We start from the raw sequence: 13,635 nt of genomic DNA, 5'->3' as shown, positions 1-13,635 counted from the left end.
GTCCCCGAGGACACCGCGTTCCCCGAGGACACCGCGTTCCCCGAGGACACCGCGTTCCCCGAGGACACCGCGTTCCCCGAGGACACCGCGTTCCCCGGAGACACCGTGCCCCCCGAAGACACCGTGCCCCTCGAAGACACCGCGCCCCGCGGGGACACGCCGGCCGATGACGTCGACACCACCAGGGAGAGAGTTTGAGCAGGGCCGTTTCGCCGCCGGAGCCGCATCGGGACGGCGCCACCCCGCCCCCGATCCCCGCGGAGCTGGTGCCGCGGCACGTCGCCATCGTCATGGACGGCAACGGCCGCTGGGCCAGGGAGCGCGGGCTGCCGCGCACCGAGGGCCACAAGCGCGGCGAGGACTCGCTCTTCGACGTCATCATGGGAGCGATCGAGCTCGGCGTCCCCTACCTGTCGGCGTACGCCTTCTCCACCGAGAACTGGAAGCGCTCCCCGGACGAGGTGCGCTTCCTCATGGGCTTCAACCGGGACGTGATCCGCCGCCGCCGCGACCAGCTCCACTCGATGGGGGTCCGGGTCCGGTGGGCGGGCCGGCGCCCGCGGCTGTGGCGCAGCGTCATCAAGGAGCTGGAGACGGCCGAGGAGATGACGCGCGACAACGACGTCCTCACCCTCCAGTTCTGCGTGAACTACGGCGGACGCGCCGAGGTCGCGGACGCGGCGGCCGCGATCGCCAGGGACGTCCGCGACGGCCGGCTCAACCCCGACAAGATCACCGAAAAGGTCTTCGCCCGCTACCTGGACGAGCCCGGCATCCCCGACGTGGACCTGTTCCTGCGCTCGTCGGGGGAGCAGCGCACGTCCAACTTCCTGCTCTGGCAGTCGGCCTACGCCGAGCTGGTCTTCCTCGACACCCTCTGGCCCGACTTCGACCGCCGCCACTTCTGGCACGCGATCGAGCTCTACGCGTCCAGAGACCGCCGCTACGGCGGTGCCGTACCTAACGCGGTTTCTTCGGTTCAGGCGCCCCCAGGCGCCTGAACCGAAGAAACCGCGTGCGATCGCCGCATCGCTCCGAACTCGCCTTGGCGGCTCGCTGCGCGATCAGATCGCGCGTCGCTCGCAGCCTGCCTTCGGACGCGATCGCGACGATCGACGTAGGTGCGTGGTCGAGGAGACGGTCGAGGTCGGTCGATCAGACCAGCGCCGCGTCCAGGGTGATCGTCGTGCCGGCCAGGGCCTTGCTCACGGGGCAGCCGGTCTTGGCGTCCTGGGCGGCCTTCTCGAAGTCGGCCGGAGAAAGGCCGGGCACGCTGGCCCGGACGGTCAGGTGGATGGCGGTGATGCCCTCGCCCGGCTGGAAGGTGACCTCTGCCTTGGTGTCCACCTTCTCCGGCGGCGTGCCCGCGCCGGCGAGGCCGTGCGAGAGCGCCATCGAGTAGCAGGTGGAGTGCGCGGCGGCGATGAGCTCCTCGGGGCTCGTCTTCCCGTTCGGCTCCTCCGACCGCGCCGGCCAGGTCACGTCATAGGTGCCGAGCTTCGACGAGTCCAGTGAGACGGTCCCCTGGCCGCTGGTGAGCGGCCCTTCCCAATGCGCGTTTGCGGTACGTGTCGTAGCCATGCTTCCGATCCTCCCATGGCCCGCCGCGCACGGATCATGAACCCGGGAAGCCCCGCGACCGCGTGCCGGATCGGAAGCGGACGCGGGGCTTCCCGACCCCGGCGAAGGGCCTGGGCCGGGCTCAGTGAGCCCTCAGAGGCGTCAGCCACCGTGTTCGGCGGCGGGTGTTCGGTCCCGGTCGGTCAGCGCTTCGCGGCGGCGCAATCGGCGCAGGTGCCGAACACCTCGACGGTGTGCGTGATCTCGGCGAAACCGTGCTCGGCGGCGATCGCGTCCGCCCACCGCTCCACGGCCGGGCCCTCGACCTCGACCGTCCGGCCGCAGTCGCGGCAGACCAGGTGGTGGTGGTGCTCCTCGGTGCGGCAGGCGCGGTAGACGGCCTCGCCCTCGTCGGTGCGCAGCACGTCGACCTCGCCCGCGTCGCTGAGCGCCTGGAGTGCCCGGTACACGGTGGTCAGGCCGATCTTGGAGCCGTCGGCGCGCAGGTCCGCGTAGATGTCCTGCGCGCTGCGGAACCCCTCGCACCCGGCCAGCACCTGCCGTACCGCATCCCGACGGACCGTCGTCATCCCCCAAGCACCTCCGCCTCGGCGTCAACGCGCGTCTCGGCCCCCGGCCCGGCCGCGGCGGGGACGGTCTCCCCGGCCGTGGCGGCCGCCGCTCGCCTGCGACGCATCACCGACCCCCCGGCGACCGCCGCCGCGAACAGCGCGAGCGCCAGCAGCACGATCGAGGGGCCCGGGGGCAGATCGTACCGAAAGGAGCCCGCCAGGCCCGCCACGGCCGACAGTACACCGGCCGCCATCGCCACCAGCATCGTCGCGCGGAATCCGCGGGTGAGCTGCTGCGCGGCCGCGACCGGGACGATCATCAGCGCGCTGACCAGCAGCAGGCCGATCGCGCGCATCGAGATCACGACGGTGACCGCGGCGGTCGCGGCGATCAGCACGCTGAGGAACCGGACGGGCAGGCCGGCCGCCCGCGCCACCTCCTCGTCCTGGCAGAGCAGGAACAGCTCGCGGCCGAACAGCGCGACGATCCCGAGCACCACGACGGTGAGCGCCGCGACCACGTACAGGTCGGTGGCCGTCACGCTGGTGATCGAGCCGAACAGGTAGGCGTGCAGGGTCGTCCCGCTGCCGCCGTTGGCGCTGGTGAGCAGCACGCCGCCGGCCAGCCCGCCGTAGAACAGCAGGGCCAGCGCGACGTCGGCGCCGCTGCGGCTGCGGGCCCGCAGGAGCTCGATCGCCGCCGCGCCGGCCACGGACACGACGAGCGCGCCGAGGACGGGGGAGGTGCTCGTGAGCAGCCCCAGCCCGATGCCCGTCAGCGCGATGTGCCCGATGCCGTCGCCGAGCAGCGACAGCTTGCGCTGCACCAGGAAGGTGCCCACCGCCGGGGCGGCCAGCCCGATGAGCACCGCCATCACCAGGGCGACGCGCATGAAGGGGAGCTGCAGCATCTCGCTCATGCGGGCCTTCCCATCGCCGTTCCGGGCACCGCGGTGGACTCGCGGACGATGCGGCCATGCCCCAGCTCGATCGTCCGGGTGATGAGCGGTTCCATCGGGCCGAGCTCGTGCGTGACCAGGACGACCGTGCGCCCCGCGTCCGCGAGCCCGCGCAGCGCGGACGCGAGCGCCGCCTGGCTGCGCGCGTCCACGCCCGCGGTGGGCTCGTCCATCACGAACAGGTCGGGCTCGCCGGCGAGGGCGCGGGCGATCAGCACCCGCTGCTGCTGGCCGCCCGACAGCAGGTGCGCCGAGTCCCCAGCGCGGCCGGTGAGGTCCACGGTCCGCAGGGCGCGGTCCACGGCGGCGCGGTCGGCGGCCCGGTCGTTGAACAGCGCGGGCCACCACCGGGACCGCCGGGCCACGCGCCCGGACGCCACGACCTCCCGGACGGTCGCCGGGACGCCGCCGCCCATCGGCAGCCGCTGCGGGACGTACCCGATCCGGTTCCAGCCGCGGAAGCGCGCAGGCGGCTCCCCGTAGATCTCGGTCCGGCCCGCCGACAGGGGCACGAGCCCGAGCAGCGCCTTGACCAGGGTCGACTTGCCCGCGCCGTTCGGCCCGAGCACGGCGAGCACTTCGCCGGCGCCGACCCGCAGGTCGACGCCGGCGAGGACCTCGCGGCCGTCCCGCCGGACGAGCCCGCCGGTCATCGCCAGCGGCGGGACGTTCGGCCGGTCCGTCATGTGCACTCCAGCGCGGGACCCAGTGCCCGCAGGTTCTTCTTCATGATCGATATGTAGTCGTCGGACGAGCCCTTCCTGATGCCCTCGACCGGGTCCAGGACGGCCGTCTTCACGCCGGCCGCCCGCGCCAGGGCCTCGGACACCTTCGGGCTGACGAGCGTCTCGGTGAAGATCGTGGTCGCGCCGGTGTCGGAGACGCGCCGTGTCAGCTCCGCCATCCGCCTGGGGGAGGGCTCGGCGCCCGGGTCGACCCCGGCGATCGGGATCTGCTTCAGGTCGTACCGGTCGGCGAGGTAGCCGAACGCCGCGTGCGCGGTGATGATCTCCCGGCGCTCGCAGGTCTTGAGGCCGTCCTTGTACGCGCCGTCCAGCGCGGTGAGTTCGGCGGCGGTGGACTTGGCGCGCTCCCGGTAGCCGGACGCGTGGTCGGGGTCGGCCTTGGCCAGCCGCTCCCCGAGGGCGGTCGCGATCGTGGCCATGCGGCTCGGGTCCAGCCAGATGTGCGGGTCGTCCTCGTGCTCGTGCCCATGGTCGTGCTCGTGCCCATGGTCGTTCTCGTGCTCGTGCCCGTGTTCTTCGTCACCGGTCTCCGGGGCGGGCAGCGCCTTCACCACGCTCGCGGCGTCCAGGGAGGCGTCCTTGGCGTGCTGCTCGACGGCCTCGTCGACGGCCGGCTGGACGCCCCCGATGTAGACGGTGAAGTCGGCCTTCGTGACGTCCGCGACCTGGCGGGGCGTCAGCTCCAGGTCGTGCGGCTCCGTCCCGGGCTCGGTGAGCGTCCGGACGGAGACGTCGCCGCCGCCCACCTTCTCCGCCAGCCAGGCCGCCGGGTAGAAGGACGCGACCACCTCGGCCTTGCCGGAGGTCGCGGCGGCGTCGCCGCCACCGCAGCCCGCCAGGCCCGCCGCGAGGCCGGCGAGGGCCAGGGCCGTCGCCGGGAGCGTGCGGAGCGAGCGGCGCGGGTGCGGCAGGTCATGGATGCGAGGCATGTCGCGATTATGGACGAAGATGAAAATCGTTGTCAAAACCGCTCTAGCGCACGTCCCACCGCGAACCCCACCAGAACGACCAGTGCGACGACGCGCAGCGCCCTTCCCCCGCCGTCCAGCGCGGGCCAGTTCAGGTAGGCGAACCACGCCAGCGCGGCCGCCAGCACCAGCAGCCCGGCGGCCGCCACCCAGCCGCTTCCCACCATCCCGGCCGCCAGCAGCGCGAACACCGCGACGAGCAGCGTCCACCGCGGCACCCGGTGCAGGAACACCACCGGCACCGCGCTCCAGCGCTCGATCGCCGCGCGCATCCCGGTCGCCCCGGTGTCCTGTGTTCCCGCCTGGCCGCGTCGCGCATTCACGGCCCCAACGTAACCGAACCCGCTTCGCGTCCGGGAGCACCGGACGGATCCCGGCGGATTCGCTGCCAGGATTGACGGATGATCGCGATAACCCGGTACCGCGTGCCAGGCGGGGACGCCGACGACTTCGCCGAGCGCATGACCGCGGTGCTGACGGCGCTGTCGGCCAGCCCCGGCTTCCGTTCCGGCCGGCTCGCCAGGACCGTCGACGACCCCGGGCTGTGGGCCCTGGTCACCGAGTGGGACGGCGCCGGCCACTACCGCCGGGCGCTCGGCGTGTACGAGGTGCGGCTGCAGTTCATGCCGCTGGCGGTCATGGCCGTCGACGAACCCGGCGCCTACGAGATCGTCAGCTCCGCCTGAACCCTCGCTGAGCTGCGCCCGCAAGGTCAACGAACCGGGCAATTGCGGGGCAAGGAGTGCCCTCGGGCGGTTTGGTGTGTCCCGGCAAGGTCATCTTTGGCGCACCACGATCATGCCGTGGCCCTCGGGCGACGACCGCGCGGGGGAATCCTGCCTTCTTCCGGGGAGAAGTGATGCGCCATGCCGGCCTGCTCAACACCGTCCTGTTCGGTTCCGTCCTGGCCGGCGCGGTGGCGGCGCCCGCCCTCGCCGTCCTCGGGACGGCCCCCGCGCGGCCCGCGTCCGACGAGGCCGCCGCGCTGACCGGTGCCACCGCGCCTACTGCCACCGCGCCTACCGATGACACCGCGCCTACCGGCGACGGGACGCGTGCTCCCCGCGTCGTCGAGTACCGGGGGCTGCGCCTTCCCGTCCCGGCCGGATGGGAGGTCCACGACCTCGAACGGGACCCGGCCCGCTGCGTCCGCTACGACCGGCGCGCCGTCTACCTCGGCCGCCCGGGAGCGCAACCGGACTGCCCGGCGAGCGTCGTCGGGCGCACGGAGTCCGTCCACATCGAGCCCGCCGGAGACTCCCCGCGGGCCCGCAGGGTCGTGCGCGGCGGCAGGCTCGCCACCCTCAAGATCGCGCCGAGCGTCGACCACGAGACACGGCTCGCCCTTCCCGACGTCGGGGTGACGATCACCGGCGTGTACGGGACGGACCCGGCACCGCTCCAGCGGATGCTGCGCGGCGCCCGCGTCACCGGAAAGGCCGGCGGGACCGCCGGGCCGGGGGCGCCGCAGCCGTCCAGGACGGACGCCCGGCGCGCGGACCCCGGCCCTCCGGGGCCGGACGCCTCCGGAGGAGGCGCGCCCGGAGCGAACGACCCCGGGGCGAGGGACAGGAAATGGGTGCGGGGCAAGGGGTTCGACACCTGCACGGCCCCGTCCCTCGCGACGATGAAGGCGTGGCGGCCCTCGTTCAAGCTCACCAACATCTACATCGGCGGCGCGGCACGCGGCTGCGCGCAGCCCAACCTCAACCGGAAGTGGGTGCGCGAGGTCCGCGACATGGGGTATCGCATCACGCCGACCTACGTCGGCCTCCAGGCCCCCTGCGGCAGCCGCCCGCAGCAGTTCACCGCCAAGAACGCCGCGGCGGAGGGCCGGAAGGCCGCGGTGGACGCCGCCCGCAAGGCCAAGGCGCTCGGCATCCCGAAGGGCGCGCCGATCTACCTCGACATGGAGGCGTACAACAGCCGGAAGCAGGGCTGCAAGGCCGCCGTCCTGCGGTTCGTGGACAACTGGGTCCGCAAGCTGAAGGACGAGGGGTACACGCCCTGCCTCTACAGCAGCGTCGCCTCCGGCATCCGGGACGTGGGCCGCGCCGACGGGATCGGCAAGCCCGAGGGCATCTGGTTCGCGAACTGGGACGGCAAGGCAAGGGTCTACGACGATCCGTACATCCCCAACGACTGGTGGCGCCCGCACCGCCGCATCAAGCAGTACCGCGGCGACCACGACGAGAGGCACGGCGGCGTGACCCTCAACATCGACAGCAACATCGCCGACGGCCTCGCCTACTAGCCTTCACCTACCAGGCGCCATGGTGCTCTAAGCTGGGGAATGCTCGCGGGCGCCGGGCGAGGACCGCGCCGCCGGGCACCATCACCGGGGATCACAATCGCCGCCCGCCGTTTCCGCGGCCGGGGGCGCACTCACTGTCCCGCCGACCGCCAGCCGGATGGAGAATCTTTCATGGCACGCCGTTCCGATGTGCTGGACACGATCGTCAACCTCGCCAAACGGCGGGGCCTGGTCTACCCGTCGAGCGAGATCTACGGCGGACTCCGCGCCTCCTGGGACTACGGGCCGCTCGGCGTCGAGCTGAAGAACAACGTCAAGCGCCAGTGGTGGAAGTCCATGGTGCAGGGCCGTGACGACATCGTCGGCCTCGACTCGTCCGTCATCCTGGCGCGCGAGGTCTGGGAGGCCAGCGGCCACGTGCAGGCGTTCGTCGACCCGCTCACCGAATGCCAGGCCTGCCACAAGCGCTTCCGGGCCGACCACCTGGAGGAGGCCTACGAGGGCAAGCACGGCCGCCCGCCGGCGAACGGCCTGGCCGACCTCGCCTGCCCGAACTGCGGCGCCAAGGGGTCGTTCACCGAGCCGAGGATGTTCAACGGCCTGCTCAAGACCTACCTCGGCGCGGTCGACGACGAGTCGGGCCTGGCCTACCTGCGTCCCGAGACGGCGCAGGGCATCTTCATCAACTACCTGAACGTCCAGCAGTCCGCGCGCCGCAAGGTGCCGTTCGGCATCGGGCAGATCGGGAAGTCGTTCCGCAACGAGATCACGCCCGGCAACTTCATCTTCCGGACCCGCGAGTTCGAGCAGATGGAGATGGAGTTCTTCGTCAAGCCGGGCAGCGACGAGGAATGGCACCAGTACTGGATCGACGAGCGCCTGCAGTGGTACGTCGACCTCGGCATCCGCAAGGAGAACCTGCGGCTGTACGAGCACCCGGCCGAGAAGCTGTCGCACTACTCCAAGCGGACCGTGGACGTGGAGTACCGCTTCGACTTCGTCGGCGGCGAGTGGGGCGAGCTGGAGGGCGTCGCCAACCGCACCGACTACGACCTGACGACGCACTCCAAGGCGTCCGGCGCCGACCTGTCGTTCTTCGACCAGGAGTCCGGTGAGCGCTACGTCCCGTACGTGATCGAGCCGGCGGCGGGCGTCGACCGCTGCACGCTCACGTTCATGATGGACGCCTACGCCGAGGACGAGGCGCCCAACGCCAAGGGCAAGATGGAGAAGCGCGCGGTCATGCGGCTCGACCGCCGGCTCGCCCCGGTGAAGGTCGCGGTGCTGCCGCTGTCGCGCAACTCCGACCTGTCCCCGAAGGCCCGCGACCTCGCCGCGCGGCTGCGCCGCAACTGGAACGTCGACTTCGACGACGCCGGGGCGATCGGCCGCCGCTACCGCCGCCAGGACGAGATCGGCACGCCCTTCTGCGTCACCGTCGACTTCGACACCCTGGAGGACGACGCGGTGACGATCCGGGAGCGCGACTCGATGAGCCAGGAGCGCATCGGGCTGGGCCAGGTCGAGGCGTTCCTCGCCGCCCAGCTCGTCGGCTGCTGAACCGCCGCCTGGAGATCGCTACGGGCCGCCCCCGCTTGGTGGGGGCGGCCCGCATCCTCTTGTGGGAGCGCCGTCTGGGAGCGCGCTATCGGGAGCGTGTCAGGGAGCTTGGCGGGGGTGGGGGAGCTCGCCGGGCGTCAGCCGCCCGTGCCGGCCCGGTCCGCCCGTCACGCACTTCCCGTGACGTACAGGGACTGGTCGAACGTGCCGGACCCGGCGCTCGTCTCGCCGAGCAGTTCGTAGGTCGCGCTGATCTGGGCGGTGGACGGGCAGAGGAAGTTGCTCCCGCTCTGCCTGTTCACCGTGGCGTCGTTGACGCCGACCTGGGCCTGGGCGTTGTCGGCGACGGGCCGGGAGGCGTTGTCGCCGTTGTAGCCGTCGGCGGTGAGCGTCCCGCCGAAGTTGCAGGTGATCCCGCCGAAGAGGTCCACGACCGCCTCGACGCTGAAGTTGGCGATGGTGACCGTGGCGTCGCGGCCGTTGGTGCCGGCCGGGTCGAAGGCCACGGCGCCGCCGGTCCACGGCAGGGCCATCGCGGTGATGGTCACACCGGCGGTTCCGGTGCACTCGCTGAAGCCGGCGCCGGAGATGCTCAGGCCGGTGCCGTCGGAGTTGATGGATCCGGTCATCGTCGACTCGCTGCAGGAGCCGCTGCCGATCGAGGCCTCGACGGTCGCCTCGCCGAGCAGCGACGCCTGGACGTTGCCGGAGTAGGGGGCGGCGTCGGCCGAGCCCGCGCGGATGGTGGTGGTAGCGGCGGAGGCGGGGGAGGCTGTCAGGGCGAATGCGGCGGCCGCCGCCGTGCCGAGGACAACGACCTGTCTGAAACGTGCCACCGGAAACTCCTCTGTCCGGTTCGGGGTGGGCGTACGCGAAAGTAATTCGCTTTTGAAGGCCGGGCAATGGATGGCGGCCGATTGCGGCCTGGCCGGATTGGGACACCCGCCCGTGTCTGCAGGTACGGGACCCGGGACGCGGAGGGCGACGGCATTGTCACTCCGGCCCGCCTTGACGGGATCCAGCGCCCGTGTTCCGTCAACGATGCGCGAACTGCGCTCCCGTACCCTGAACCTGCGTTAGTTTGACTGGACCGCCCGCCGCCGCCCCGGCATCGTGGGCGGCACGACGACGAACCACGGCCACGGGCCACGACCACGGGCCGCGAGTACGGGCCCATGAGCCAGGGGAGGAGCGGAATGCGCGAACCGCATCGTCCGTCGCCTCCCGTCGCCAGGCTGCTCGTCGTCGCGCTGGGGCTCCTCGGGTTCGTGGCCGGGCCCGCCGGGTCCGGGACGCCGGGCGGAACGTCCTCCACCGGAACGATCTCCGCCGTCCGGGCATGGGTCGGCCAGCACACCTCGCCGCGCAACCGCGCCGCGGCCAAGCCGCGCACCGGCGGTCACGCGAAGGCCGCGGTCGGCGTGCCGAAGCGGCACGCGGTCACGGCCGCCTCGCCGGACGAGCTTCCGGCCCCCGCCGTGGCCGCTCCGCCCGGCTCCGGGATGCGGCCGCCGCCGATGCGCGCCCTGCGGGTCCCGCCCGCCGCCTCCACCTCGCGCGGCCTCGCGCCGGCCGCCGTGCCGCGCGGCCGCGCCCCGCCGGCGCCCGCACGGATCTGAGCCTTTCGTCCGCGGTACCGCACACCTTCGTGCGGCACCGAAGCCCCGTGTGGAGGTCTCCCTTTGAGCCGCGCCAACCTGGTGCGTGCGGTACTGGCAATCGCCATTCTCGCCACATCTTTCTACTTCGCGTTCACCGAATCCGCCCGCCTCGGCCTCGACCTGCGCGGCGGCACCCAGATCGTCCTCGAAACCCAGGACTCCCCGACGGTCAAGGCCGACCGGGAGTCCACCGACCGCGCGCTGGAGGTCCTGCGGCGCCGCATCGACGCCCTCGGCGTCGCGGAGTCGTCGATCACCCGATCCGGTGACCGGCGGCTGATCGTCGAACTGCCCGACGTCCAGGACCCCACCCGGGCGACCGAGGCGATCGGCAGGACCGCGCAGCTCACCGCGCACCCCGTGCTCCCCAACACCGGCAAGCCCGACAAGAAGAAGGGCCAGCAGCAGATCCCGGACGAGAGCGGGCAGCCGATCCTCATCGGCCCGGCCGCGCTCACCGGCGAGGGCATCGGTGAGGCCGGCGCCAACTACGACCCGCAGAACCTGGGCGGCTGGGCCGTCAACGTCGACTTCAAGGGCTCGGGCGGCAAGACCTGGGAGCAGCTGACCGCCAAGGCCGCCTGCGCGACCGGTGACGAGCGCCGGGTCGCGATCGTCCTGGACGGCAAGGTGATCTCCTCGCCGCAGGTGACCGAGAGCGTGGCCTGCGGCGTCGGCATCACCGGCGGGTCGACCCAGATCACCGGCGACTTCACGCCCGCGGAGGCCAAGGACCTCGCCGCCCTCATCGAGGGCGGCGCGCTCCCCGTGCCCGTGAAGATCATCGAGCAGCGGGTGGTCGGCCCGACACTGGGCGACGAGGCGATCGACGCCAGCGCCAAGGCCGCGGTCATCGGCATCATCCTGACCGGGCTGTTCATCATCGCCGTCTACCGCCTCGTCGGCCTGCTCGCGACCGTCGCGCTGGCCGGGTACGCGCTGATCTCCTACGGGGCGCTGGTGGCGATCGGAGCGACGCTCACCTTGCCCGGCCTGGCCGGGTTCGTCCTGGCCATCGGCATGGCGATCGACGCCAACGTGCTCGCCTTCGAACGAGCGAGAGAGGAGATCGCGGACCAACCGGCGCGCCGGGCCCGGTCGGCCCTGGCCACCGGGTTCAACAAGGCCTGGTCGGCGATCGCCGACTCCGCCGTCACCACGCTGCTCGCCGGCGGCCTGCTGTTCTTCCTCGCCTCCGGGCCGGTGAAGGGCTTCGGCGTCACGCTCACCATCGGCGTTCTCGGCTCCCTGATCTCGGCGATGCTGGTGAGCCGCGTGCTCACCGACGCGGCGGCCGCGCGGTTCCCCAAGCTCGCCAAGGGGAGGCTGGGCGGTCTCAGCGGCGCCGGGCGGATCCGGCGGTGGCTGGAGGAGAGCGGCCCCGACCTGATGAAACGCCGGAACCTGTGGCTCGGGATCGGCGGGCTCGTCGTCGTCCTCGCCTTCACGGGGATCTTCACCCGCGGCCTCAACTTCGGTGTGGAGTTCACCGGCGGGCGCATCGTCGAGTACTCGACGAGCCGTCCGGTGGACATCGACGTGGCGCGGTCCGCGGTGTCCGACGCCGGGTTCCCGCGCGCGGTCGTGCAGACCGCGGGCGACGACGACATCTCCGTCCGGACGTCCGACCTCACCAACGAGGAGGAGAAGCGCATCCAGGCGGCCCTGGCCGAAAAGGGCGGCGGGGCCACCAAGGAGCGCGACGAGCTGATCGGGCCCAGCCTGGGCGACGAACTGCGGCAGAAGGCGCTGATCGCCCTCGGTATCGCCCTGCTCGCGCAGCTCGCGTACCTGACGATCAGATTCCGCTGGACGTTCGCGTCCGGCGCGGTGGTCGGCATGTTCCACGACATCATGGTCGTGACCGGCGTCTTCGCCTGGCTCGGCAAACCGATCGACGGCGTCTTCCTCGCCGCCCTGCTCACGGTCATCGGATACTCGGTGAACGACTCGGTCGTCGTGTTCGACCGGATCCGGGAGCTGTGGGGCGCCAATCCCAAGGGGCGGTTCCCCGACATCGCGAACCGGGGCACGCTGCAGACCGTCCCGCGGACGATCAACACCGGTATGGGCGCCCTGTTCATCCTGGGGGCGCTGGCCTTCCTCGGCGGGGACTCGCTGACGGACTTCGCCATCGCCCTGCTGATCGGCATCGTCGTCGGAACCTACTCCAGCGTGTTCATCGCGACGCCCGTGGCGATCGTGCTGGAGCGCTTCGCGAAGGCTCCGCCGCCGAAGCCCAAGGACAGGCCCAAGGCCCCCGTCCACCGCACCTCCGACAGCTCGGGCGCCGTCGTCTAGCGTCCCGCCGTCACCTCCGCGCAGCCGGTGCCCGCCCCGGGCACCGGCTGCGTGCGCTCCGGACCGGTCGGGCGGGCGACACGGGTCAGCGGGGGAGCATCGACTTCGTCAGCGGGCGGTCCTGGCTCTCGCCGAAGCAGACGGCGGTGCGGTTCCCGTCCTCCCATTCGATCTTCTCGGGGTACAGCCACCACGTCAGGTCCGGTGCCCGGTGGCCGCGGAAGAGCCTCGCCGCCCGCTGCTCGCAGCCGCGCCGCGCGCCGCGCTCGGCCGCCTTCTCCCCTGGGTACGAGCCCGCTTGCAGCTTGAAATTCGCGTACACCTGGATCCAGTGCGGCTCGGTGCAGGAGACGGTGCGCTGCGCGATCTCCTCCTCGTCCCACTTTCCGAGGCAGTCCCCGGGAACCAGCTCGTCCCAGAGCTTCAGGCTCGGGTCCAGCGTCTGGCCGATGGACGTGGTGAGCGTTCCGCCGGTGTAGCGCACCAGGCAGATCACCTCGCGGTCGCCGGCGTCCCAGCCGGTCCGGTCGGGCCAGAGGTTGTAGGGCTCCAGATCCTTGATGTACCGGCTTCTCTGCAGGTGGAGGCTCTTCTGGAAGCAGGCCTCGTCGGTCTGCTCGGCGATCTCCCTGTCGCCGGGGTACTCGTCGCCGGGCAGTTTCAGCTTGGCGACGACCTCGCCGTCATGCGGCCGCGCGCAGGGCAGCGCCGTCACCAAGATCTTGGTGGTCTCCTCTTCGAACCCGGTGAAGCAGTCACCGGCCCGCAGATACTCGAGGACCACCCGGTCCTCGCCGGCGACCTGCCCCGACTCGTCGCGGTCGACGGATGTGACCGAACCCGCGGCGACGATGACGGCGGCCAGCCCTCCCACGATCCATACGGAGGACGCGACGAGGCCGCCGATGGCCAGGCCCTTGCCCTTCTCTCCGCGTCCTCCGGCCCGCAGGAGGGCGGCGATGGCGAAGCCCACCGCGAGCAGGACCAGGCCGAGGACTCCGGTGACCAGCGCGGCGATCGCGAGCCTGCTCGTCCGGGCGGGGACGTCCGGAGG

The 13,635-nt window shown here is 72.0% G+C and carries 15 protein-coding genes; 7 read left to right on the top strand and 8 right to left on the bottom strand.

What is annotated here, in order from left to right:
- Both E1281_RS40580 and E1281_RS28810 read left to right on the top strand, forming a co-directional pair.
- Nucleotides 1-198 (top strand): hypothetical protein (locus tag E1281_RS40580; RefSeq protein ID WP_207943552.1); only part of this gene is annotated, 198 nt, incomplete at its 5' end.
- Complete coding sequence (locus E1281_RS28810; protein WP_131882857.1) at nt 195-1,001, top strand: isoprenyl transferase; 807 nt, start codon at nt 195-197, stop codon at nt 999-1,001. The genes E1281_RS40580 and E1281_RS28810, both read left to right, overlap by 4 nt.
- A 154-nt stretch (nt 1,002-1,155) precedes the next feature.
- Here E1281_RS28810 and E1281_RS28805 read toward each other — a convergent pair whose 3' ends face one another.
- From E1281_RS28805 to E1281_RS28780, 6 genes are all read right to left on the bottom strand, one after another.
- Nucleotides 1,156-1,581 (bottom strand): OsmC family protein, encoded by a 426-nt coding sequence (locus E1281_RS28805; RefSeq protein ID WP_131882856.1) that lies wholly within the window; start codon nt 1,579-1,581, stop codon nt 1,156-1,158.
- Between the two features lie 182 nt (nt 1,582-1,763).
- The gene (locus E1281_RS28800; RefSeq protein ID WP_131882855.1) at nt 1,764-2,150 is read right to left on the bottom strand and encodes a transcriptional repressor; all 387 of its coding nucleotides are present in this window, start codon (nt 2,148-2,150) and stop codon (nt 1,764-1,766) included.
- Entirely contained in the window at nt 2,147-3,052 is a 906-nt protein-coding gene (locus tag E1281_RS28795) for a metal ABC transporter permease (RefSeq protein WP_131882854.1), read from the bottom strand. The genes E1281_RS28800 and E1281_RS28795 overlap by 4 nt, the downstream gene beginning before the upstream one ends.
- Nucleotides 3,049-3,777 carry a metal ABC transporter ATP-binding protein gene (locus E1281_RS28790; protein ID WP_131882853.1) on the bottom strand — a complete coding sequence of 243 codons (729 nt, stop codon included), beginning with the start codon at nt 3,775-3,777 and terminating at the stop codon, nt 3,049-3,051. Before E1281_RS28790 ends, E1281_RS28795 begins: the two co-directional genes overlap by 4 nt.
- Nucleotides 3,774-4,766: a metal ABC transporter substrate-binding protein gene (locus E1281_RS28785; protein ID WP_131882852.1), complete on the bottom strand. Its 993-nt coding sequence runs from the start codon at nt 4,764-4,766 to the stop codon at nt 3,774-3,776. The genes E1281_RS28790 and E1281_RS28785 overlap by 4 nt, the downstream gene beginning before the upstream one ends.
- Nucleotides 4,767-4,798: 32 nt before the next feature.
- A complete protein-coding gene (locus E1281_RS28780; RefSeq protein WP_131882851.1) occupies nt 4,799-5,128 on the bottom strand; it encodes a DUF6703 family protein in 330 nt (109 codons plus the stop codon).
- Between the two features lie 78 nt (nt 5,129-5,206).
- Between E1281_RS28780 and E1281_RS28775 the strand changes: the two genes are divergently transcribed.
- The 3 genes from E1281_RS28775 to E1281_RS28765 all read left to right on the top strand — a co-directional run bounded on the left by E1281_RS28775 (nt 5,207) and on the right by E1281_RS28765 (nt 8,619).
- Nucleotides 5,207-5,491, top strand: a complete 285-nt coding sequence (locus tag E1281_RS28775) for an antibiotic biosynthesis monooxygenase family protein (protein ID WP_131882850.1) — start codon at nt 5,207-5,209, stop codon at nt 5,489-5,491.
- Between the two features lie 173 nt (nt 5,492-5,664).
- Entirely contained in the window at nt 5,665-7,059 is a 1,395-nt protein-coding gene (locus tag E1281_RS28770) for a DUF1906 domain-containing protein (RefSeq protein ID WP_131882849.1), read from the top strand.
- Nucleotides 7,060-7,230: 171 nt separating this feature from the next.
- Nucleotides 7,231-8,619, top strand: a complete 1,389-nt coding sequence (locus E1281_RS28765) for a glycine--tRNA ligase (RefSeq protein ID WP_131882848.1) — start codon at nt 7,231-7,233, stop codon at nt 8,617-8,619.
- 167 nt (nt 8,620-8,786) lie between these two features.
- On the opposite strand, the gene E1281_RS28760 is transcribed toward E1281_RS28765, so the two are convergent.
- Nucleotides 8,787-9,455 (bottom strand): hypothetical protein, encoded by a 669-nt coding sequence (locus E1281_RS28760; RefSeq protein ID WP_131882847.1) that lies wholly within the window; start codon nt 9,453-9,455, stop codon nt 8,787-8,789.
- 360 nt (nt 9,456-9,815) lie between these two features.
- Between E1281_RS28760 and E1281_RS28755 the strand changes: the two genes are divergently transcribed.
- Both E1281_RS28755 and secD read left to right on the top strand, forming a co-directional pair.
- Entirely contained in the window at nt 9,816-10,238 is a 423-nt protein-coding gene (locus E1281_RS28755) for a hypothetical protein (protein ID WP_131882846.1), read from the top strand.
- 63 nt (nt 10,239-10,301) lie between these two features.
- Nucleotides 10,302-12,581 (top strand): protein translocase subunit SecD, encoded by a 2,280-nt coding sequence (gene secD / locus E1281_RS28750; RefSeq protein ID WP_131882845.1) that lies wholly within the window; start codon nt 10,302-10,304, stop codon nt 12,579-12,581.
- Between the two features lie 85 nt (nt 12,582-12,666).
- Here the strand turns inward: secD and E1281_RS28745 are convergent.
- Nucleotides 12,667-13,635: DUF4190 domain-containing protein (locus E1281_RS28745; protein WP_207943551.1), on the bottom strand; the 969-nt coding region annotated here is incomplete at its 5' end.

The organism is Actinomadura sp. KC345 (genome assembly GCF_004348515.1).
GTDB lineage: Bacteria > Actinomycetota > Actinomycetes > Streptosporangiales > Streptosporangiaceae > Spirillospora.
This window is presented reverse-complemented; position numbering and strand designations above follow the sequence as displayed.